General features: G+C 61.6%; 20 protein-coding genes. 9 read left to right on the top strand and 11 right to left on the bottom strand.

Features of this window, described 5'->3' with window-relative positions; genetic code table 11:
• The first annotated feature begins 26 nt into the window (after nt 1–26).
• The 8 genes from D8U73_RS02890 (at nt 27) to feaR (ending at nt 6,693) form a co-directional block, all read left to right on the top strand.
• Nucleotides 27–398, top strand: a complete 372-nt coding sequence (locus D8U73_RS02890) for a hypothetical protein (RefSeq protein WP_046040355.1) — start codon at nt 27–29, stop codon at nt 396–398.
• 3 nt (nt 399–401) lie between these two features.
• Nucleotides 402–872, top strand: a complete 471-nt coding sequence (locus tag D8U73_RS02885; protein WP_130903696.1) for a nuclear transport factor 2 family protein — start codon at nt 402–404, stop codon at nt 870–872.
• A complete protein-coding gene (locus D8U73_RS02880; RefSeq protein ID WP_130903695.1) occupies nt 869–1,993 on the top strand; it encodes an amidase in 1,125 nt (374 codons plus the stop codon). Before D8U73_RS02885 ends, D8U73_RS02880 begins: the two co-directional genes overlap by 4 nt.
• A 23-nt stretch (nt 1,994–2,016) precedes the next feature.
• Complete coding sequence (locus D8U73_RS02875; RefSeq protein ID WP_130903694.1) at nt 2,017–3,300, top strand: aromatic ring-hydroxylating dioxygenase subunit alpha; 1,284 nt, start codon at nt 2,017–2,019, stop codon at nt 3,298–3,300.
• A complete protein-coding gene (locus tag D8U73_RS02870) occupies nt 3,297–3,797 on the top strand; it encodes an aromatic-ring-hydroxylating dioxygenase subunit beta (RefSeq protein ID WP_056853758.1) in 501 nt (166 codons plus the stop codon). The genes D8U73_RS02875 and D8U73_RS02870 overlap by 4 nt, the downstream gene beginning before the upstream one ends.
• 10 nt (nt 3,798–3,807) lie before the next feature.
• A complete protein-coding gene (locus tag D8U73_RS02865; RefSeq protein ID WP_130903693.1) occupies nt 3,808–4,548 on the top strand; it encodes an SDR family oxidoreductase in 741 nt (246 codons plus the stop codon).
• 121 nt (nt 4,549–4,669) lie between these two features.
• On the top strand, nt 4,670–5,620 hold the full coding sequence (locus D8U73_RS02860; protein WP_130903692.1) for a PDR/VanB family oxidoreductase: 951 nt from the start codon (nt 4,670–4,672) through the stop codon (nt 5,618–5,620).
• Between the two features lie 152 nt (nt 5,621–5,772).
• On the top strand, nt 5,773–6,693 hold the full coding sequence (gene feaR / locus D8U73_RS02855) for a transcriptional regulator FeaR (protein ID WP_130903691.1): 921 nt from the start codon (nt 5,773–5,775) through the stop codon (nt 6,691–6,693).
• Between the two features lie 137 nt (nt 6,694–6,830).
• On the opposite strand, the gene D8U73_RS02850 is transcribed toward feaR, so the two are convergent.
• Nucleotides 6,831–7,460, bottom strand: a complete 630-nt coding sequence (locus D8U73_RS02850; RefSeq protein WP_130903690.1) for a response regulator — start codon at nt 7,458–7,460, stop codon at nt 6,831–6,833.
• Nucleotides 7,461–7,717: 257 nt separating this feature from the next.
• Here D8U73_RS02850 and hpaC point away from each other — a divergent pair, with 257 nt between their 5' ends.
• Nucleotides 7,718–8,230 carry a 4-hydroxyphenylacetate 3-monooxygenase, reductase component gene (gene hpaC / locus D8U73_RS02845; protein ID WP_130903689.1) on the top strand — a complete coding sequence of 171 codons (513 nt, stop codon included), beginning with the start codon at nt 7,718–7,720 and terminating at the stop codon, nt 8,228–8,230.
• 108 nt (nt 8,231–8,338) lie between these two features.
• On the opposite strand, the gene D8U73_RS02840 is transcribed toward hpaC, so the two are convergent.
• The 10 genes from D8U73_RS02840 to D8U73_RS02790 form a co-directional block, all read right to left on the bottom strand.
• Nucleotides 8,339–8,740: a biopolymer transporter ExbD gene (locus D8U73_RS02840; RefSeq protein ID WP_128869506.1), complete on the bottom strand. Its 402-nt coding sequence runs from the start codon at nt 8,738–8,740 to the stop codon at nt 8,339–8,341.
• Nucleotide 8,741: 1 nt separating this feature from the next.
• Entirely contained in the window at nt 8,742–9,464 is a 723-nt protein-coding gene (locus D8U73_RS02835) for a MotA/TolQ/ExbB proton channel family protein (RefSeq protein ID WP_130903688.1), read from the bottom strand.
• Nucleotides 9,465–9,554: 90 nt separating this feature from the next.
• A complete protein-coding gene (locus D8U73_RS02830; RefSeq protein ID WP_130903687.1) occupies nt 9,555–10,358 on the bottom strand; it encodes an energy transducer TonB in 804 nt (267 codons plus the stop codon).
• A 67-nt stretch (nt 10,359–10,425) separates the two neighbouring features.
• Nucleotides 10,426–11,220 carry an ABC transporter ATP-binding protein gene (locus D8U73_RS02825; protein WP_130903686.1) on the bottom strand — a complete coding sequence of 265 codons (795 nt, stop codon included), beginning with the start codon at nt 11,218–11,220 and terminating at the stop codon, nt 10,426–10,428.
• A gap of 11 nt (nt 11,221–11,231) precedes the next feature.
• A complete protein-coding gene (locus D8U73_RS02820) occupies nt 11,232–11,993 on the bottom strand; it encodes an ABC transporter permease (RefSeq protein WP_130903685.1) in 762 nt (253 codons plus the stop codon).
• A 9-nt stretch (nt 11,994–12,002) separates the two neighbouring features.
• The gene (locus D8U73_RS02815) at nt 12,003–12,764 is read right to left on the bottom strand and encodes an ABC transporter permease (RefSeq protein WP_130903684.1); all 762 of its coding nucleotides are present in this window, start codon (nt 12,762–12,764) and stop codon (nt 12,003–12,005) included.
• A gap of 351 nt (nt 12,765–13,115) precedes the next feature.
• A complete protein-coding gene (locus D8U73_RS02810) occupies nt 13,116–15,578 on the bottom strand; it encodes a TonB-dependent receptor (RefSeq protein WP_130903683.1) in 2,463 nt (820 codons plus the stop codon).
• 239 nt (nt 15,579–15,817) lie between these two features.
• Nucleotides 15,818–18,085 (bottom strand): TonB-dependent receptor, encoded by a 2,268-nt coding sequence (locus D8U73_RS02800; protein WP_130903681.1) that lies wholly within the window; start codon nt 18,083–18,085, stop codon nt 15,818–15,820.
• 375 nt (nt 18,086–18,460) lie between these two features.
• Nucleotides 18,461–19,519, bottom strand: a complete 1,059-nt coding sequence (locus tag D8U73_RS02795) for an ABC transporter substrate-binding protein (protein WP_130903680.1) — start codon at nt 19,517–19,519, stop codon at nt 18,461–18,463.
• 36 nt (nt 19,520–19,555) lie between these two features.
• Nucleotides 19,556–20,608 (bottom strand): ABC transporter substrate-binding protein, encoded by a 1,053-nt coding sequence (locus D8U73_RS02790; protein WP_130903679.1) that lies wholly within the window; start codon nt 20,606–20,608, stop codon nt 19,556–19,558.
• Nucleotides 20,609–20,615: the final 7 nt, after the last annotated feature.

The raw sequence follows: 20,615 nt of genomic DNA, 5'->3' as shown, positions 1-20,615 counted from the left end.
CATTACTTTTTCAAAGGATCAAGAGCATGTCCCAAGCTACCCAGGAACCGCTGCGCGTCGTCTTCTGCATCGGCATCACCCAGAACTTTTTCGACTTGCCCACCGGCGAAGGCCTGAGCGTGTGGAAAGGCTTCAGCCAGATGATGGGCGATCTCGGTGCGATGCCCGGCATCACCGTACTCGGCGCCATGGATGACGACCGCTTGATGGTCGGCCCGTCCACCACATCGCCGTGGACCGTGTACATCATGGCCGACGTCGACTGCCATCAATCGGTAATCGACGCCTGCAACCTGTTCCGCACCACGCCAGTCGGCCAGTACAGCCTGTGGCGCTACGCCAAGATCGAAGCGCGCATCGGTCGCCCGTTGACCATTCCCGATGCAGCCAAGGTGTAAGCCATGAACGAGGCCGTGCTGCAGCGTCTGGCGACGCTCGAAGGGGAAAGCGCAGTGCGCCGCCTGATGGCGCGCTACATGGACCTGTGCGATGTGCCGCGGGCGCCGACCTCTGTCAGCGAGCTGGCCCGGTTGTTCACGGTCGATGCGATCTGGGAAGGCGTTGGCAGTGTGACCGCGCAGACCTTTGGCCAGCATCGGGGACGTGAAGCGGTGGCCGCATTTGTCGGTGGTTACCTGCCGCCTTCGGATCATTTCCGGCTGAACCTGCACTACCTCACCAGCGAATCGATCGTGGTCGACGGTGAGGGGGCGCAAGGGCAATGGATCATGCAGCAGATTTCCACCTACGCCGATGGCCGCAACGAATTGTTCGGCACCCGACTGAACATCGATTTCAGTTGTGTCGATGGTGTCTGGCTGATCGCGCATTTCCGCACGCAACGGCTGTTCAACAAGGAGCTGAATGCATGAGTACTTTCATCAGCGAATTCCTCCTCGGCGGCAGCGGCAAACGCGTGGCCATCAAGGACTCCATCGACATCGCCGGCCACCCGACCCGCTCGGGCAGCCGCGCGTTTGCCGATGCACCGGCGGCTAGCAAAAACGCCGAAGTGGTTGACGCGATCCTCAGCGCCGGCTGGCAGATCGTCGGCAAGACCAACCTGCATGAACTGGCGTTTGGCGTCACCGGGATCAACGACTGGACCGGCACACCGATCAACCCGCAAGCAGCGGATCGCGTGCCGGGCGGCTCGTCCAGCGGTTCGGCATCTGCCGTCGCCGCTGGCCTGGCAGACATCGCCATCGGCACCGACACCGGGGGTTCGGTGCGGGTCCCGGCGGCGTGCTGCGGGGTGGCCGGATTGAAGCCGACTTACGGCCGGGTCAGCCGTGTCGGCGCCCATCCGCTGGAATCCAGCCTCGATTGTGTCGGGCCGTTTGCCAGAACCATGGACGACTTGATCGCAGCGATGCAGGTGATCTGCCCGGGCTTTGCCATTCAAGGCTTGCCGGGTGATGGCGCCAAGGTCGGCTTCCTTGAAGTGGCTTGCGACGCGCACCTGCAAGCGACCCTCGGTGCCGCCGCCGACCGCGCTGGCTGGCACCGTAGCAACGTGCATTTAAGCGAGTTTGAAGCGGCGTTCGCCGCCGGCCTGACGGTGATCAATGTCGAGAACTGGGCGGCTTTCGGTCACCTGACCGGCAAGGGTCTGATCGGCGCCGATGTCGAAACCCGTCTGTTGGCCGCGAGCCGCACCACCCGCGAAGAACTGGCCCAGGCCGAAGCCGTGCGCACGCGTTTCACGCAACAGGTGGATGCGGCGCTGGAAGACTTTGCCGTGTTACTGCTGCCGACACTGCCGACCCTGCCGCCAACCCTCAGCGAAGCCCGCGCCGGCAGTAAAGCCGTGGCCGGCATGACCCCGCTGGTCCGCCCCTTCAATCTCAGCGGCCATCCGGCGCTGACAGTGCCGGTGGAACTCGATGGCGGCGGGCTGAAAGTCGGCCTGCAGATTATCGGCCGTAAAGGCCAGGACGAGCTGGTCTGCGCCTTTGGTGCGCAGCTCCAAGCCTCTACCCATCAATCATAAAAAGAAGCCATGAGGAGAACCGCATGAGCACTCATGAATATCAGCTGATCGCGACGTCGAAAAGCCCCGAAGAGCTGGTCCAGCACGACCGTGTCGACGTCTCGCTGTACAACGATCCGGCGCTGTTCGAAGCCGAACTGGAAAAGATTTTCTACCGCACCTGGGTGTGGGTCGCCCACGAAAGCGAAGTGCGCAACAGCGGCGACTTCAAGACCGCCACCATCGGCCATCGCCCGGTGATCGTGGTGCGCGACAAGAAGAACAACATCAATGTCCTGGAAAACCGTTGCCGGCACCGTGGCGCCACGGTGTGCGAGAAGCACAAGGGCAACGCCACCGGTTTCACTTGCCCCTACCACAGTTGGTCCTATGGCCTGGACGGCAAGCTGCGAGCGCTACCGTATCCGGATGGCTACGAAGGCATCCTGGAAAAATCCGAATTGCCGCTGACCAGCCTGCGCGTCGAAAGCTACGCCGGCATGGTGTTCGCCAGCTACAACGACGAGATCGAACCGCTGGAAGACTTCCTCGGCGGCGCCAAACACTGGATGGACCTGTTCATGAAGCAGGGCGCCGGCTACCCGATCAAGACCCAGGGCGAACACAAGTTCAGTTTCAAGGGCAACTGGAAGATCCAGCTGGAAAACACCACCGACGGCTATCACTTCCCGATCGTGCACAAGTCGTTCATGTCGTCGGTGGATGAAGAAACCTCGGAAATGCTTTCCTTCATGACCGACGAACAAGCCGTGACTCACTCGCTGGGCAACGGCCACAGCGTCATGGTGATGGTGCCGGAGCACGTCGATCTCGATCACGACGACGGCACCGAACAGTTGCAGGAACGCTTCGCCCACGTCACCGAAGAGCTGTCGAAAACCCTGCCGGCCGATCAGGTGCGGCGCATCGTGCGCTCGCTGCACGGCGCCGGTTTCAACCTGAACCTGTTCCCCAACGTGGCGATGTCGATGTCGTTCTTCCGGGTGCTGCGCCCGGTGTCGGTCACTGAAACCGAGATCCGCCACGTGGCCCTGGGCATGGACGGCGGCCCGGAAATCGCCAACCGCGAACGCATGCGCATTCACGAACACTTCCAGGGCCCGTTCGGTTTCGGCAGCCCTGACGACGCCGAAGCCTGGGACCGCGTGCAGCGCGGTTCGTACGCGGGTGTCGACGCGCCGATCCTGGTCAACCGCGGCCTGAACCGCGAAATCACTGCCGAAAACGGCGACAAGGTCAGCCACGCCACCGACGAGGGCGGCATGCGCGGTGCCTACGACATGTGGAAAAGGATGATGAGCCAATGAGCAATCACGACACCCTGAACGGTTTTTCCGGCCCGTTGGCCCAGGCCATCGAATTCATCTGGCGCGAAGCCGAACTGCTTGACCACAAGCACTACGCCGAATGGGCGACCTTGTGGAGCGAAAGCGGCAAGTACATCGTGCCGATCGATCCGGACACCGAAGACTTTGAAGCGACCCTCAACTACGCCTACGACGATGCGCGCATGCGTGACCTGCGTATCGAACGCCTGACCGCCGGCTACTCGCCGTCGGCGGTGGACGCGGCGAAAACCATTCGCACGGTGTCGCGTTTCCGCCTGGTGGAAGCGGCCGGTGACATCGTCGAAGTGAATTCCGCGCAGTTGCTGTATGCCTACAAGCGCGGCGTGCACACGCCGTTCGTGGCCGACCTGAACCACCGCATTCGTTTCACCGATGGCGTGCCGAGCCTGGAGCGCAAAGTGGTGCGCCTGATCAACTCCACCGACAGCCTGAGCGCGCTCGGCTTCCTTTTGTGAGGGCACCATCATGAGTCGAGTAGCCCTCGTAACGGGTGCCTCGCGCGGACTGGGTGAGTGCATCGCCCGTCGTCTGCATGCGGCGGGTTATCGCGTCGGACTGGCGGACGTGCGCCTTGATGGCGTGCAACGCTTGGCTTTGGAACTCGATAGCAGTGGTGCCACTGCCATGGCTATCGAACTGGATGTGCGCAACAAGGCAGATTTTCAGCGTGCCCGCGACACGCTCACCGAGCGCTGGGGCGGCACTGACATTCTGGTGAACAACGCCGGGGTGTCGAAAGTCGCGGCCCTGATGGACATCACGCCTGAAGAATTCGACGAGTCGATGGCGATCAACCTGCGGGGCACCTTCGTGGCCTGCCAGGTGTTCGGCGCGCACTTCGCCGAGCGTGGCTTCGGGCGCATCGTCAACATCGCGTCCCTGGCCGGGCAGAACGGCGGCACCGCCACCGGCGCCCACTATGCGGCGGCCAAGGGCGGCGTGGCGACCCTGACCAAGGTCTTCGCCCGGGAGCTGGCGCCCCAGGGTGTGACGGTCAACAGCATTTCGCCGGGGCCGCTGGACTTGCCGGTGGTCCGCGAAACCGTGGCTCCAGAGCGTCTGGAACAGATCCTCAAGATCATCCCGGCCGGCACCCTCGGTGATCCGACGTTCATCGCCGACAGCGTGTTGCTGCTGATCGCCGACAACGCCACTTCCGTGACGGGCGCATGCCTGGACGTCAATGGCGGACTGTTCATGCGCTGATTGTTGCCATGACTCGATCCATTGTGGCGAGCGAGCAAGCTCGCTCCCACAGGTCAGTTTCTGGCTACAGATCCGTGCACGACCCAAGACATAACCAAACAACGTAAATTCAGGTGATGCAATGATGAAGGTGAAGATCGAAAGGATCGTCGACGAAGCGCTGGATATCCGTTCCTTTCGCCTCGTGCGCAGTGACGGCCAGCCGCTCGACACCTATGAGCCGGGTGCCCATGTCGATTTGACCGGGCCGACCGGTGTGACCCGCCAGTATTCACTGTGCAGTCCGCCACAGGACCGTCGTGCCTATCTGGTGGCGGTAAAAAAAGAAGCGCAATCGCGCGGTGGCTCGCTGGCCTTGCACGAGCAAGTGGAAGAGGGCATGGAGCTGGAAATGGGCGCGCCGCGCAACCTGTTCCGTCTCGATGCAAGTGCCAGCGAACATGTGTTGTTCGCCGCCGGTATTGGCGTGACGCCGCTGCTGAGCATGGCCTATAAACTCGCGGAAAGCGGTCAGCCGTATCGCTTGCACTACTTCGCGCGTTCGGCGCAGTACGCAGCGTTTACCGAACTGTTGGCCACGCAATTCGCCGATCACGTGGAATTTCACTACGGCATCGAGCCTGCGGACCTGGACGCTGCCTTGAGTGCGTGCCTGGATCGCGCCAGTCCGGCAGCCCACGTCTACACCTGCGGTCCGGCGCCGTTCATGAACAAAGTGGTGGAAGTCGCCGCGCGCAGCCGCGCCGACGATGCCATCCACCTGGAACACTTCGCTGCGGACCCGGCAGCCAACAGCGCCCCGGCTGGCACGTTCGAAGTGGAACTGGCCAGCTCCGGCGTGGTGCTGCAAGTACCGGCCGACACCAGCCTGGTCGACGTGCTGCAAGCCCACGGTTGCGACATCGACACCGAGTGCCGTGAAGGCATTTGCGGCACCTGCATCGTCGAGGTGCTGGACGGCGTGCCGGAGCACCGCGACAACTGCCTGTCGAACAAGGAAAAGGCCTCCAACAAGCAGATTTGCGCTTGTGTTTCCCGAGCGCTCTCCGCTCGTCTGGTATTGGACATCTAAGCGCTTTCTTCACTGGAAAGCGTGCGCCGGAGCCTGTTGAATGGCGCCCGGCGGCCATCGAGGGAGGCGATGGTGCAAGACGCAACAGGTTTACCGAACCGCTCGACGAAGCGGTCGGCAATAACAACAAAAACACGTGAGGCTTTGCGGACATGACTACAGCATCGACGGTGCGCAACGAGGCGTTCGAAAGTTGGTTGAGCCAGGTGAACCAGGCCTGTGGGCGTTTCGATGCCCGGGCGCTGGACACCGACTTCTACGGCGAACTGGCGGAATTTCGCAGCGGTGCAATCAACCTCAGTGTGGTCGACATGGCGCACGTGCATTTGTACCGCACCAGCAAGGATGTCAGCACCAGCAGCGACGGCCACTATTACGCAGTGTTCCAGATGCGCGGCAGTTCACGGCTGGAACAGGGCGACAACCGCGCCCAACTGGGCTGTGGCGACATCGCCCTGATCGACGCCAGCCGCCCGAGTGACATGATCTACAACGATGATTGCCGACAGCTGTCACTGATTCTGCCGCGCCAGGTGTTCGAGCGTGGGTCGCATTTCAACGCACTCAATTGCGCCACCCGCATCGCCGCCAGCAGCCCTCTGGCGTCGATGGCCAACAAACTCGTTCTGGAAACGCGGCAGCAGGAAGGCCTGGACATGCAGGAAAGCGAAGCCGTGCTCGATGCGCTGGCCAGCCTGTTGCTGCCGGGCATCAGCGTCCAGGACAGCGGCGGCGACGCCCATGAGCGGCAATTTCGCAAGATCATCGCCTTCATCGACCAGCACATCCGCGACGAAGAACTCTGCCCCGAACTGATCGCCCGTGAGGTCGGCGTTTCGGTGCGAGGCCTGTACCGGATGTTCTCCAAGCGCGGTCTGGTGGTGGCGCAATACATCAAGCACCGTCGCCTGGACTTCTGCGCGGAGAACCTGCGCCGCGCCGACGTCGAGCTGAAGCTCTCGGCGTTGTGTTATGCGTGGGGGTTCTCGGATTCGAGCTACTTCTCGTCAGCCTTCAAATCGCGCTTTGGCGTATCGCCGGGGGCTTATCGCAAGCGGTATAGCCAGCATTGACACCGCGTTATCGTTCATCGCCAGCAGGCTGGCTCCCACAGGTTGATCTCGGTTGTACCCAGAATTTGTGTTCACTGCAGATCCCCTGTGGGAGCCAGCCTGCTGGCGATGGCGGCCTCGTGACCGCCACAAATCCCTCAATGCCGCACCGGCTCTTCAACCGGCAGATGCAGCACTTCGCGCACCAGCATGGCGATGCTGGTCACGCCCATCTTTTCCTTGATCTTGGTGCGATGCACGTCGACGGTTTTCACGCTGATGTTCAGCTCCCGGGCGATGACCTTGCTGGCCTTGCCATCGATCACCAGCATCAGCACTTCCCGTTCACGGCTGGTCAATAACGCCAGTTTGCCTTGCAGGTTCTGCCGCTGTTGCTGATCGGCCTGGGCGTGCACCGCAGTCTTGAGCGCGGCCTGGATGCGGTCGATCATCTGCTGCGGGTTGTAGGGCTTCTCGACGAAGTCCAGGGCACCGTTCTTCATCGCCGTGACCGACATCGGAATGTCGCCATGGGCCGAAACGAAGATGGTCGGCAGGGTGCTGCCGCGCTGGTTGAGGATCTCCTGCAGCTGGAAACCACTGGTCTCCGGCATGCGCACGTCCAGCACCAGGCAGGCGGGCTGCCGTGGGTCGTACTGGCTGAGGAACTCTTCGGCGCCGGCAAAGCACTGGGCCTGCACGCTGACGGACTCCAGCAGCCACGCCAGTGAAGTACGCAGGTCCTTGTCGTCGTCAACGATGTAAACAATCGGTTTGCGGGTTTCCATCAGGGCTGCCACGAAAGTTTCTAATTATTGTTTTCGCACGCGAACGCGCGGCACGCATCGGCTCATCTTTTTGGAGCCTGTCAGCAGGATACCCACTGTCGCCGGCCCTTGCGATAAAGAAACCACCTAGTCGACTAGCGGAAACCCAACCTCACCATGGGGATCGTCAGAATGGTTGCCTCGCGGCTACCGCCTTAGTCTTGTTCCATCACCTACGGGCCGCAAATGGCGGTCCTCCTGAAGGAAGGGGCATCGACATGGCCGACCTGAGCCAGCAGCAAATCGACTTTCGCAACGCCATGGCGCAGCTGCCTGCTGCGGTGAACATCATCACCACCAACGGCCCCGGCGGACGCTGCGGCATCACTGCCAGTGCCGTATGTTCGGTGACCGATTCACCACCGACCGTGCTGGTTTGCGTCAACCGCAACAGCGCTACCCACGACGTGTTCCGCACCAACGGCCATCTGTGCGTCAACGTGCTGTGCGGCGAGCAGGAAGAGCTGGCCCGCCATTTCGCCGGCATGACCAAGGTGCCGATGGAAGAACGCTTTGCCTGGGACCTGTGGGATGACGGCGCCGCCGATGTGCCGGTACTGCGCGATGCCCTGGTGCAGCTGCAAGGGCGCATCAGCGAGTGCAAGGAAGTGGGCTCGCATTCGGTGATGTTCGTGGAACTGACGAAGGTCGGCGTGCGCGAGCCGCGCGATAGCCTGGTGTATTTCAACCGCTTGTTTCATCGCCTGGAGCATGCCGGGGCGCATTGCTGATAGCCGCTGTGCGTCCATGATGGGCGCTACGAGCGCTCAAGACAGCATCGCCAGCAAGCCGGCTCCTACAAGGGGGATGGGCTGGCTGGCGATGTGGTTTTGGGCGGTTTATTTCGCGGTTATCACTGACAACTTGGTGATTCCGGCTCGCTCGATGGATGCCATGGCCCTTGCCACTTCTCCGTAGTTAACCCCGTTGTCGGCTTGCAGTTGCACGCGCACATCGGGGTTTTTCGCCTTGGCTGCCTGCAGATTGAACTCGAGCAAGTCGGCCTGGATTTCATCCTTGTTGATGAACACCTTGCCCTTGTCGTCGATGCTCACCACCAGTGGATCTTTCTGTTCCACCGGCGCCACCGCTTCGGTCTTCGGCAGGTTGATCGGGATCGCATTGGTCAGCAGCGGCGCGGTGACGATGAACACCACCAGCAGCACCAACATCACGTCCACCAGCGGCGTGACGTTGATTTCGCTCAGCACTTCATCGCTGTCCTGGGTCGAGAAGGCCATATCAGGAAGCCTCCTTGACTTTCTGCCCGGCGACGGTGGCGCCGGACTTGCTCAATACCGGATGCAACAGCACGCGGAACGAATGCTTCTGCGCCAGGCTGTAGAAGTCGTGGGCGAAGTCATCCAGGTCGGCGGCGGTCAGTTTCAGGCGCCGCAGGAAATAGTTGTAAACCAGCACCGCCGGTACCGCGACGGCGATGCCGACACCGGTGGCGACAAGCGCCGCACCGATCGGCCCGGCCACGGTTTCCAGGCTCGCCGAACCCGCCGCGCTGATGCCTTTGAGCGCCGACATGATGCCCCACACGGTGCCGAACAGACCGATGAAGGGCGACGTGCTGCCGATGCTGGCAAGAATCGCCAGGCCGCTTTCCAGCGAACGTCGCTCACGCACGATCTGCTGGCGCAGGGCGCGTTCGAGCCGGTCCTGATGGTTGATGGACTGACTCAGGTCGGTGTTCTGCTGGTCGCTCACCTGAATTGCCGCATAGCCGGCCAGCGCCACGCGAGCCGCTGCGCCGGGTTGGCTGTTGGCGAATTCGGCGGCCGACTCCAGGCTGGAAGCGGCCCAGAATTGCTTATGGAATTTACGGTCCTGGGTCTTCAGCCGGACGAATTGCAGCCCTTTGAACAGGGCCAGGCCCCAGGTTGCCACGGAGAAGATGATCAACAGCCAGATAACGGCGTGTTCGATGGATTCGAAAGGCGATGCGATAAGATTCATGGTCGGTGTTCTCTGATGTTGAGTGCTTGAGTGGCGGTGCTCCTTTTGTAGGGTGGCCCGCTGTTGCCAGGGTTTGTACGGTTCTGATCGCTATTTGATCTTGAAATCGATGGGCACGCTGACCCAGCCGTCCTGGGCGACATCGCCCTGCTTGGCCGGGACGAAACTCCAGCGTTTTACCGCCGCCAGCGCCGCGTCATCGAGTTGATCGCGACCACTGCTTTTCTGAATCTGGATTTCGCCCGGCTTGCCGCTGGCCAACACATGTACCCGCAACAGCACCGTGCCCTGCCAACCTCGGCGCATGGCGATTGACGGGTACTCCGGTGCCGGGTTGTGCAGATAGCCGGCATTGGCTGAAGCCGGGGTAATCGGCGCAGGCGCGGGCGGAGCCGGTGGTGCGGCGACCGGCTGTGGTGGCGCAGGCGGGGCAGGCTGCTGAGGTACCGGTTTGGCGACGGGTTTTGCCACCGGTTTGACCACCGGCCTGGGCTTGGGAATCGGCTTGGGCGGCGGTGGTTTTACCGCCAGTTCATCTTCCACCGGCGGTGGCGGCTCGACCACCGGTTGCACAATCGGCTCGGGCGGTGGTGGCTCCACCACCGGCGGCGCCGGCTGCGAGAACTCGATGGTCATCGGCGGAATCTCCGGCGGCACCACCGGCAGCTGCGGCGCCGGTGTCTGGTTGACCCAGACAATGACTGCGCCATGCAACACCAGTGCGAACACTCCCAGCAACACCACTTCGCGGCGACTCAACACCCGCTTGGGTGTGCTGTGCAGGCGCGACAACGCCAGGGGCTCGCGGAAGACCCGGCCGAGGTTGAGTAGCTCGCCCGGCTCCGGATGCTGGAATATCCGCGGCAGAATTGCGGGGCTTTGGACATTGCCCATGTGTTAACTCCTGTGAACCTACAGTTTTTCACGTTTCGACGGACTGGCCGTGCCTGTGCAGTGGGGCTCAATGCCCCACCAGCTCCTCGAGCAGTTGTTCCTTGTAGCCTTGCAGTACCGTTGAAGTACGGTCCCGGGGATGGGGCAGGTCGACCCTGATTTCATGCTTGATCCGCCCTGGATGGGCGTCCATGACGATCACCCGATCGCCCAGGTACAACGCTTCTTCGATGTCGTGGGTGACCATGATCACCGTGCAGCGTTGCTGCACCCAGATGCGTTGCAACTCGTGTTGCAGGCGAACACGGGTCAAGGCGTCGAGAGCGCCCAGCGGTTCGTCGAGCAACAGCACTTTCGGTTTGTTGATCAGCGCCCGGGCGATGGCTGCCCGTTGCGCCATGCCGCCGGACAACTGGTGCGGATAGGCGTTCTCGAAGCCTTGCAGGTTGACCAGGGCAATGTGTTCGGCCACCAGCCGCTTTTTTTCCGCCGGGGACAGCGGGTGGTTCTTCAGCGCCAGGGCGATGTTCTGGCTCAGGGTCATCCACGGAAAGAGCCGGTGGTCCTGGAACACGATCCCACGTTCCAGGCTGGTGGCGACCACGCGTTTGGCGTCCAGCACAATCTCGCCCTGGTAATCGGCTTCCAGTCCGACGATCAGCCGCAGCAAAGTGGATTTGCCGCAGCCGCTGGCGCCGACGACGCTGACGAATTCGCCGGGCCGCACGTCGAGGTTGATGTTTTGCAGCACCGGCAGTGGCTGGCCTTCGATTCGGTAAGACTTGCTCAGGCCGCGGATCTGCAGTGCCCCGGACTGCAATGGAGTGCTGTGTAGCTGGGCATGTTGGGCTATGGCGTTCATGGTGTGACCTTTCAACGAATGTTGCGCCAGCGCAGCACGTGGCGGCTCAGAAGGGTAAACAGCAGGGTCATCAGGTAACCGCAGAGTCCGATGCACAGCACGCTGAGGACGATGACTTCCATGCGTGAACCGGCCTCGGCATTCATCATCAGGTTGCCCAGGCCGGCGCCGGATGACAGGAACAGCTCGCTGCCCACGGCGGTGACCCAGGCAAACGCCAGTGCATGCAACACGCCGGTGGCGATGCTCGGCAGCGCCGCTGGCAACAGCACGTGGCGAAAGCGTTGCCAGCGGCTCAGCGCCAGCACATGGCCGACTTCGCGGTAGCGCTGCTCGACATGACTGAAGCCTTGATAGGTGTTGAGGACCATCGGGTAAAACGCCGCGAGGCTGACGATCAGCACCTTGGAAAACTCGCCGTTGCCGAACCACATGGCGATCAGTGGAATCCAGCCGAGCATCGGCACCTGGCGAATCGAGTGGAACAGCGGTCCGATCAAACGGTTGGCGATGGCTGAAAGCGCCATCAGCACCCCGAGCAACACGCCAGACAGGATGCCCAGGGCCAGGCCGGTGCTGGTGCGGGCCAGGCTCGCCCAGAGGTTGATCAGCAGTTCGCCGTTGCCCAACAACTCGATCAATGCCGCGCCGATGGACGACAACGGCACGAACGCGTAAGCACCGGCAGCACCCTGGCGCGACAGGTATTCCCAGCCGCCGATCAGCAACAGCGGCAACAGCAGGCCTCGGGATTTGGCGAGTATTCGAGACATCAGCGACTCCTAGCGGGTCTGCCAGCGGAACAGCCGCTGTTCCAGTTGGCGAAAAGTGAAGTCCAGGGTGAAACCGATGAGGCCGGTGACGACGATCCCGACCATCACCACATCGATGCGCAACATCTGCCGGCTCATTTCGATCATCTGACCCAGGCCGCTGTCGGCGGCCAGCAGCTCAGTGGCGACCAGCACTACCCAGGCGCGGGTCAGGCTGATGCGAAAACCGGTGATGATCGGCGGCGCGGCGGCGGGCAGGGCGATTTCGCGTACCAGCGTCGGCCAGCGCAGGCGATAGACGTCGGCCACTTCGAAGTAGCTGCGTGAAATGGCCTTGACCCCTTCGCTGGCCGCCAGGGCTACCGGGAAGAACGCCGTCTTGGCGACGATGATGATCTTGAAGGTTTCATCGATGCCGAACAGCAGCACGAACATCGGGATCAGCGCGATACTCGGAATCTGGCGCAGGGTGTGGAACAGCGGCGAGCAGTAGATCTCGACATGTTTCGACAAGGCCATGAGCACACCGAACGCCAGGCCCAGCAGCGAGCCGATGGAAAATCCCAGGCCCAGGCGTGACAGGCTGTTGAGCAGGTGTTCGAGCAGCTCACCGCTGGCTAGCAACTGTCCAAGGGTCTGCCACACCTGCACGGGTGGCACCAGCAGGTTGCGCGGAAAGATTCCGGCCTCGGCCACTACAGCCCATAGCACCAGCAGGGCCAGGGGGGAGATGAGCCAGGTCAGGGAGGACAAGAGTCGTTGAGTACGCATGGCAAGTCTTATTTCGGCGAAGTACTGAAGGGGTATCGCAAGAGCTGTGCCAGTGCCGGAAAATCAAACTGTATGAAACCTGTAGGAGCCGGCTTGCTGGCGATTTCGGCCGTCGAGGCGATGCAAGGCTCAAGTGCCTCATCGCCAGCAAGCCGGCTCCTACGGTGGGTGTGTGGGTCCCGCAGGCCCGGAAATCAGCTGCCTTCTGTAGGAGCCGGCTTGCTGGCGATAGCGGCGGTGCAACATTACAAATCGTGCTGTCCACCATCGCCAGCAAGCCGGCTCCTACAACGGCTTTGGTGCTTCATCAACAATCGTTGCTGCCCCAGCAACACCCCACCAGCAGTCTCATCAGAAGTCGTAGCTGACGCTGGTGTAGTAGAACGCGCCCTGGGCGCCTTCCGGGCTGGTGATCGAGTATTTCGGCACGCCGTACAGCTGCGCGCCCTCAGCCTTGTCCGGATGGGTGTCGAACAGGTTGATCGCGCCCAGTGAAACCTTCAGGGTTTTGTTGAAGGTGTACGAAAGGTCCAGGTCGGTCACCCACTGGGGGCTGTAGGTCTGGTCGAGGCTCGGGTTGGTGGAGTTGAGGCTTTTCCATTCACCATAACGACGCTGGGACACGGTCACACCCCAGCCGTCATACAGCCAGTTGGCGCTGAGGATCAGCTTGGTTTCGGGAGTGCCATCTTCGATCAGGCCCTGGGTGGTGCGGCCGACGATCTGCGAACCTGGAATGTTGCCGACGTCGCGCAGCGCGGTGATTTTCGTGTTGTTCTGGCTGACACCGGCGTTCAGGTTCAACTGCCCCCAGCGTTGCAGGTCAAGCTGATAGTTGCCTGACAACTCCACACCGTCGGTGCGGGTGTCGGCGACGTTGGTGTAGAAGGCCGCACTCTGGATGTTCGAGTAGGGTGTCCCGGCGAAGATCGGCGAGACCACCGACGCGGGCAACTGGTCCGACAGGGTGATGCGATTGTCGATGTCGATACGGTAGGCGTCCAGGGTCACCGAAGCATTGGGCAGTGGGCGCCACACCAGGCCCATGGAGTAGCTGGTGGACTCTTCCGGCTTCAGCGACTGGCCACCCAGCAGCGCCGCTTCCGGGCTGTCGGCGCGCAACGTGCGTTGCTGCACTTCGACAAAGTTACCACTGCCGGGCGGTTGTTCCACTACCTGCACGCTGAACGATGACAAACCGCTCTGCACCAGCGAAGGGGCACGGTAGCCTGTACTGGCGGTGGCCCGTGCGGCGATCTCGGGGGTGAAATCATAGCGCAGGGACAGTTTGCCGTTAGTGGTGTCGCCGAAGTCTGAATAGTGCTCGCTTCGCACCGCGACGCCGGCCTGGAATTTTTCCGTGACCTGCCCTTCGATGTCGATGTACGCGCCGAAGACGTTGCGCTCCAGCGAGGCGGCATCGACCTGGGTGATGCCCGAGTAGTAACCCGGAATGCGCCGCCGGGTCACGGGGTCGACGGTATTGAACAACGGACCGTTCTGCCAGCCGGCTGCTTCACCCGCGCTCAACTTGTAGTTTTCCTGGCGCCAGGCCAGGCCGGCCGAGAGGGTCAGCGGTTTGAACAGCAGATCAGTCGGCAAATCCCTTACCCAGTCCAGGGTGACGTTAGTCTGATCGGCGTCGCGTTCGCCCGTGTAGATTTTTTCCGGGCTGGTGGCGCCCCAACTCGGGTTGATCGCGTTGCGGTCGGTGGACTTCAGGGTGTTGTCGCCATGGTTCACGGCGACATCGAATTTGCCCAGCAGGTCATCTTCGTAACGCAGGCCGCCGGTCAGCGCATAGTCTTGGAGCGAGTAGCGGGTGATTGGCAGGCGGCCGTCCGGGTAGCGCTGCAACGCGGTGCTGCTGTAGTTGTTGCGCAACGTCGTGGGCGGGTCGAAGAACCCTTCGGCGTCGGTATTCTTGTGCGAGTAGGTGGCAAAGCCGTAGGCCGTCAGACCCTCACCAATGCCGATTTCGCTGTTGGCGGCGAAGTTGTATTGGTCGGATATGTTGCCCGAACCCCAGCGCCAGGTGCGGTAGCGGTTGTTCTGCTCCCGCGGCGTGTTGATGCTGGTGGAACCGGGGTAGAAGATCCGGTTGTCCGGGTTGGTGTCGCTGGCCGGATCCTGGCTGCCGGCGTCGAAACCCAGGGTCAGGAATCCGTCGTTGGGCAGGGCGAAACCTTTCCAGCCGCTGAGTTTACGCTGGATGCCGTCACCCTTGTCGTAGCCGCCGAAGCGGTAGCCGAGGTTGCCGCCGTCATCCTTTTCCTTGAGCACGATGTTGATCACGCCGGCAATGGCGTCGGAGCCGTATTGCGCGGCCGCACCGTCGCGCAGAATCTCCACGCGCTGGATCGAGCTCAACGGGATCAGGCTCAAGTCGACCGCCGCCGCGCCACGGCCATTGACCAGGCTTTGCCGGGTGACGTTGGCGCTGGTGTGGCGACGCTTGCCATTGACCAGCACCAACACCTGATCGGATGCCAGGCCGCGCAACGACGCGCCTTGGGCGATGGATCCGGCGAAGGCACCTTGGGGTGATTGCGGATAGGTGAACGACGGCGACAGGGCGGAGAGGGCGCCGGACAGGTCGCTGGCGCCGGTCTGTTCCAGTTGCGCTGCAGACAAAACGTCAATCGGTGCGGCACTTTCCAGTGCCGTGACATCGCTTCGGCGGGTGCCGAGTACGACCACGGTGTCCAGGTAATCGCCGCTGGCGGCGGGCTGGGTTTCGGCAACTGCCGCAGGCACGGCAAGGCTGCCAATGACCAGCGCGATAGCACCGGCCAACGGGGTTTGGTGAAACATGAATTAATTCCTTCCAGACGTTGTAGGAGCCGGCTTGCTGGCGATAGCGGCCGCTGGGGCGATGCAAGGCTCAAGGGCCTCATCGCCAGCAAGCCGGCTCCTACGGTGAGTGTGTGGATACCGGAAGCCCGGAAATCGAATGCCTTCTGTAGGAGCCGGCTTGCTGGCGATGGTGGCCGTTGGGGCGATGCAAGGCTCATGTCCCTCATCGCCAGCAAGCCGGCTCCTACGGGTTGGGGTTAGAAGCGGCTGGTCAGGCTCAGGCCGACGGTGCGCGGGTCGCCGTAGGTGATGACGTATTGGCCCAACGTGCCGTTCGGACGGCCGTGAACCTGGTAGCGGCGGTCGGTGACGTTGTTGACGAAGCCGGTGACGCTGAGTTTTTCATCCGGGCTGTACCAGGTCAGGCGGGTATTGGCCAGCGTGTAGTGCGGCTGGCTGAGCGTCTTGTCGGCGCTGCTCTGACGGTCGGCAAGGAAGTATTCCTTGTCGCGGTAACTCACATCGCCGCCGGCCACCAGTTTGCCGCCGATCTCCAGCGGGAAGGTGTAGTCGGCACCGAGCGCTACCACGTTGCGCGGCGAACGTACGAAGCTGTTACCGCTGTAATCACCGGTGACCGCCCCGGTGTTGGGGTTGGTGTTCTTGAAGTCGGTGTATTCGGTGTCGAGGAACGACACGGCCGCACGCAGGTGCAGGTAGTCGGTGGGCTGGGCTTCGAGTTCCAGTTCGGCGCCCTTTACCTTGCCCTTGGCACCGTTGGTCAGCGCCGTGGTGAGCACGCCGTTGTTGACCGTCAACAGGTTCACCTGAATGTCCGAATAGTCGTAATAGAAGATGTTGGCGTTGGCCGTCAGGCGATGGTCGAACCATTCAGACTTGAGGCCGATTTCATACGCATCGAGCTGTTCCGGATCCACCGTCGTCAGTTGCGACAGGCTGGTCGACAGGCCGGTGTTGAAACCACCGGAACGGAAGCCGTGGGCATAGCGAAAGAACACGCGCAGGTTGTCGTTGATCCGGTACTCCGGCGTCAGGTCGTAGGTCCAGGCTTCCCAGGTCTTGTCTTCCTGCCGATTGCCATTGGTGCCCACACCGGCCAGCGGCACCAGGGGGCCGTTGGCGGTAAGGCGGGTGAGCTGGGTCAGGTCGAGGTCAATGTCTTTCTTCTCTTGGGTCCAGCGCAGGCCGCCGGTCACGGAGAGGTTATCGGTGAAGTCGTAGGTCAGGTTGCCGAACAACGCGTAGCTGTCAGTGGTGTGGTCGTAGCTCAGATCACGGAAGTCGGTCGCGCCGCCGGTTTGGTTCGAACCCGTGCCGTTAGGCGTGGGGCCGGGGGTGATGATGCGCTGTGCAGAGCTGTCGAGATCCTCGTGGAAGTAGTGCGCACCCAGCAACCAGCGCAAGCTTTCCTGTTGCGGCGAGGCCAGGCGCAATTCCTGCGAGTATTGCGCGTATTTGTTATCGGCAATCGCCGCGCCGTTGACCTCATAAGGCGTGTAGTCAGCGTCGCTGGTCGACTGTCCGCGAATGTAGTCATAGGCACTGATGGAAGTCAGGGTGTAGTCGCCCAGGTTCCAATTGAAGGTCAGAGACGTGCCGTCGTGATTGAGCTTGGAGTCTTCATTCACATTGATTGCGATATCGCGCCCGCTGGGCCGTTGGTAGCCGACGTTGTAGTAGCGCCCTACGCTCAGCGAGCCGTTGCTGCCATCGCCTTTGTATTCGCGGCTGTGGATCTTGAGCAGCGCCTCGAGATCATCATTGATCTGCGCAAGAAACTGCAGGCGTACGGCTTTCTTGTTGACGTCGCCGTAGGTGTTGTCGTCCACCAGGTTGTCCTGGAAACCGTCTCGCTCTTCGGAATACAGTGCGATCCGGGCAGCGAGTTTGTCATCCACCAACGCTCCCCCCAGAGCGCCGCTGACAATGCGTTCGTTCTTGGTGCCAAAGCCGATTGTGCCGAAGCCGTCGGTGTCGAAGGTCGGTTTTTTGGAGATGACATTGACCGCGCCCGCGGTGGTGTTCTTGCCGTACAGCGTGCCTTGCGGCCCGCGCAGGATTTCGATGCGCTCCAGGTCGAACAACGGCCCGCCGCCGGCAATCGGCGCGTTCAGATACACGTCGTCGGCATAGATACCCACCGGGTACACGGTCGCGGCACCGGTATCCCCGGTGCCCAGGCCCCGGATGTACCAACGCGGTCGACCGTCGCCATCCGGGTTTTTCGCCGAAGCGTTGGGAACGAAGGTGGTGATGTCACCCATGTTGCGCACGCCATCGGCGAACAGGCTGGTGCCCTGTACCGCCGACACCGCCACCGGAACCTCTTGCAGGGTTTCTTCGCGGTGTTGCGCGGTGACGGTCACGGTCTTGAGTGACGGTTCGGTGGTGGTTTTGCTGTCGGCTTCTGTGGTTTCTGCTGCCAGCAATCCCTCGCTGACACCACCCCCGGCCAGCAACAAGGTCAGCCAGATACTCTTCGTAATTGGATTAAGTTTATGCATTTAAGTCTCCCCCAATAAAGTTTCACTAGTGGGGAAGAGCAGAGATCGTGCCAAGTGTTTTTATCGATGTGTTAGTTTTGGTAAGTTGTTGAAAATTATGTATTTAAGTGGTTATAAAAGTTTGAGTTTAGAAGGTTTTTCGGTGGTCGCACTAGTTGGATCCAGTCGCGTACGAAGTGCATGTCTTGTATTCAGCAGGAAGTTGTTTGGCGGGTGTTGCTGGAGCAGCAGGAGTGGGGCGCAAGGGTGTTGCCAGGCAAGCAGAGTTGTTGGTCTGGCGGACGCCATCGCCAGCAAGCCGGCTCCTACAGATCATGCGCAAACCTGTAGGAGCCGGCTTGCTGGCGATGGCGACCTCACAATCGACAAATAACCTCAGACCGCCACGCGAGAGGTGGAGCCGATGACCTGTTCCAGCACGCTGAAATCGATCCAGTCGCGCACGTCGAAACGTCGCGGAATGAAATCCCAGCGATGCAGGAAATCGGTGAAGTCCTGCAGCGCTTCAATGGAGCGGGCATCGAGCGTGGTACGCAGACGCCGGTGGGCATCTTCACCGTAGGCGGCGGCGACCCAGTACTCGCTGGTGTTCAGTTCACGGGCAAGAAAACGCCGGGTTTCGTCCGGGTTGGCCCAGGCCCATTGCTCGGTGCGCAGCACGGTATCGACAATTTTCACGCTGGCGTCGAAATGCTCATGCAACAAGTGAGTATCGACGGTAAGCGTCCGGGGCGTGCCGTTGTTCGAGCGAATCAGTGGGTCGGGATGTGAACCGGTATCGACCACCACCTGCAAACCGAATTCGTTGGCCAGGTGCACCGCGTGCGCGCCCTTGAGGAAAATCGCGTCGATGTCGTTGCGCAACAGACCGATCAATTCGTTGTTGCGGCGGCTGAAGCGTGTGACACCGAGGCTGACTTCCGAGCCGAACACATGTTGCTTCTGGTCGTCGCTGTAGGTGCCGCCATACGGGTAATCCACCAACTCGACGTCGGACACTTCCAGGCCTTCGAGCTTCAGCGCGTTTTCCAGCCCACGCAGCGCCTGGGCGCGGGTGAAATCGATCTGCACGTTGGCCCATTTCGGCACCCCGAATCGCCGATTCTTCAGATCGCGGATGCTCTTCACGCCGCTTTCGGCGGTGGTCAGGATCAACTGCACCTCATCACTCCACGACAGCCCCAGCACCCGGGTCTGCACGCCGCTGGCGTAAGCCCAGATGGCCGGGATATTGCCGCCGTGGCGCACCGAGTTTTTCAGGTGATGGTCATAATGGGCTTCACGAACTTCCCGTTCACTGGACTCGCGCAACGATTGAATGTTGGTGCCGAACGGCAGAAAAGCTTGTGCCAGTCGCCCGGACTGCACCGCGATGCCAAGCCCGGTGGGCACCGGGCTGTGGGTGTACCAAAGCGTATCGAGTGGTTTGCTCATAGTGGCCTTCAGTTCGAATCCTTGAGATCTGGCGGGTTAGCCTGCCAGTGCAGTATTGGTGTCCAGTAACCCTTGCAGCGGCCGATGATCGATCCAGTCACGCACATCAAAACTGTTGGCAATGAAGCGCCAGCGATGCAGGAAGTGAGTGAAATCCTGCAAGGCTTCGATCGCCTGTTCATCGAGTTCGGTGCGCAGGCGCAGGTGCGCGTCTTCGCCATAGGCGGCGCTGACCCAGTACTCGCTGCAGTTGGTTTCGCGGGCCAGGTAGCGGTGGGTTTCTTCCGGGTGGGTGTGGGCCCAGTGCTCGGCTCGCAGCACAGAATCGAGGATGCCGCTGGCGACATCGAAGTGGTTCTCCAGCAGGTGCAGGTCCACCGCCAGTGTGCGCGGCGTGCCGTTGTTGCTGCGAATCAACGGGTCGGGATGGGCACCGGTGTCGATCACCGTGTGCAGGCCGAATTCATGGGCTTGCCGGGCTGCACTGGCGCCCTTGAGGAAAATCGCATCGACCTCGCCGCGCAACAGGCCGACCAGTTCCAGATTGCGGCCCTCGATCCGCTGCGTGCTGATTGGCGTGCCGTTGACGGTACGGACTTGCGGGTCGCTGAAAGTGCCTTCATAACGGAAGTTCACCAGCTGCACATCACCGACCTGCAGGCCTTCGAGTTTCAGGGCGTTTTCCAGGCCACGCAGGGCCTGGGCGCGGGTGAAGTCGATTTGCGCGCCGGCCCAGTCCGGCAGACCGAAGCGCCGGCCCTTGAGGTCTTTCACGGTTTTGATGCCGCTGTCGGTACGGGTCAGGATCAGTTGTACTTCGTCAGCCCAGGACAGGCCTATCACTCGGGTTTCTCGACCCTGGGCCCGGGCCCAGATGGCCGGGATGTTGCCGCCGTGGCGCACGGAATTGCGCAGGGTATGATCGAAATGCGATTCGCGCACCACTTTGTCGTTGGACTCGCGCAGTGACTGGACCTGTGTGCCCAGAGTGCCGACGGTTTCTTGCAGCCAGCCTTTTTGCACTGCGATGCCCAGGCCGGTGGGGACGGGACAACGGGTGTACCAAAGCGTGTCGAGGGGTTGTGTCATCAATGCG

The organism is Pseudomonas sp. Sample_22, assembly GCF_004307635.1.
Taxonomy (GTDB): domain Bacteria; phylum Pseudomonadota; class Gammaproteobacteria; order Pseudomonadales; family Pseudomonadaceae; genus Aquipseudomonas.
Note: the sequence above shows the minus strand (reverse complement) of the source record. Positions and strands in the feature narration are given on the sequence as shown.

What these genes read in the sequence shown, in the direction of transcription:
- D8U73_RS02790 (WP_130903679.1), bottom strand. Translation starts at nt 20,608, where the DNA reads ATGACACAACCCCTCGACACGCTTTGGTACACCCGTTGTCCCGTCCCC.
- D8U73_RS02830 (WP_130903687.1), bottom strand. Translation starts at nt 10,358, where the DNA reads ATGGGCAATGTCCAAAGCCCCGCAATTCTGCCGCGGATATTCCAGCAT.
- D8U73_RS02815 (WP_130903684.1), bottom strand. Translation starts at nt 12,764, where the DNA reads ATGCGTACTCAACGACTCTTGTCCTCCCTGACCTGGCTCATCTCCCCC.
- D8U73_RS02825 (WP_130903686.1), bottom strand. Translation starts at nt 11,220, where the DNA reads ATGAACGCCATAGCCCAACATGCCCAGCTACACAGCACTCCATTGCAG.
- D8U73_RS02870 (WP_056853758.1), top strand. Translation starts at nt 3,297, where the DNA reads ATGAGCAATCACGACACCCTGAACGGTTTTTCCGGCCCGTTGGCCCAG.
- D8U73_RS02810 (WP_130903683.1), bottom strand. Translation starts at nt 15,578, where the DNA reads ATGTTTCACCAAACCCCGTTGGCCGGTGCTATCGCGCTGGTCATTGGC.
- D8U73_RS02890 (WP_046040355.1), top strand. Translation starts at nt 27, where the DNA reads ATGTCCCAAGCTACCCAGGAACCGCTGCGCGTCGTCTTCTGCATCGGC.
- D8U73_RS02850 (WP_130903690.1), bottom strand. Translation starts at nt 7,460, where the DNA reads ATGGAAACCCGCAAACCGATTGTTTACATCGTTGACGACGACAAGGAC.
- D8U73_RS02835 (WP_130903688.1), bottom strand. Translation starts at nt 9,464, where the DNA reads ATGAATCTTATCGCATCGCCTTTCGAATCCATCGAACACGCCGTTATC.
- D8U73_RS02880 (WP_130903695.1), top strand. Translation starts at nt 869, where the DNA reads ATGAGTACTTTCATCAGCGAATTCCTCCTCGGCGGCAGCGGCAAACGC.
- D8U73_RS02820 (WP_130903685.1), bottom strand. Translation starts at nt 11,993, where the DNA reads ATGTCTCGAATACTCGCCAAATCCCGAGGCCTGCTGTTGCCGCTGTTG.
- D8U73_RS02800 (WP_130903681.1), bottom strand. Translation starts at nt 18,085, where the DNA reads ATGCATAAACTTAATCCAATTACGAAGAGTATCTGGCTGACCTTGTTG.
- feaR (WP_130903691.1), top strand. Translation starts at nt 5,773, where the DNA reads ATGACTACAGCATCGACGGTGCGCAACGAGGCGTTCGAAAGTTGGTTG.
- D8U73_RS02885 (WP_130903696.1), top strand. Translation starts at nt 402, where the DNA reads ATGAACGAGGCCGTGCTGCAGCGTCTGGCGACGCTCGAAGGGGAAAGC.
- hpaC (WP_130903689.1), top strand. Translation starts at nt 7,718, where the DNA reads ATGGCCGACCTGAGCCAGCAGCAAATCGACTTTCGCAACGCCATGGCG.
- D8U73_RS02840 (WP_128869506.1), bottom strand. Translation starts at nt 8,740, where the DNA reads ATGGCCTTCTCGACCCAGGACAGCGATGAAGTGCTGAGCGAAATCAAC.
- D8U73_RS02860 (WP_130903692.1), top strand. Translation starts at nt 4,670, where the DNA reads ATGATGAAGGTGAAGATCGAAAGGATCGTCGACGAAGCGCTGGATATC.
- D8U73_RS02875 (WP_130903694.1), top strand. Translation starts at nt 2,017, where the DNA reads ATGAGCACTCATGAATATCAGCTGATCGCGACGTCGAAAAGCCCCGAA.
- D8U73_RS02865 (WP_130903693.1), top strand. Translation starts at nt 3,808, where the DNA reads ATGAGTCGAGTAGCCCTCGTAACGGGTGCCTCGCGCGGACTGGGTGAG.
- D8U73_RS02795 (WP_130903680.1), bottom strand. Translation starts at nt 19,519, where the DNA reads ATGAGCAAACCACTCGATACGCTTTGGTACACCCACAGCCCGGTGCCC.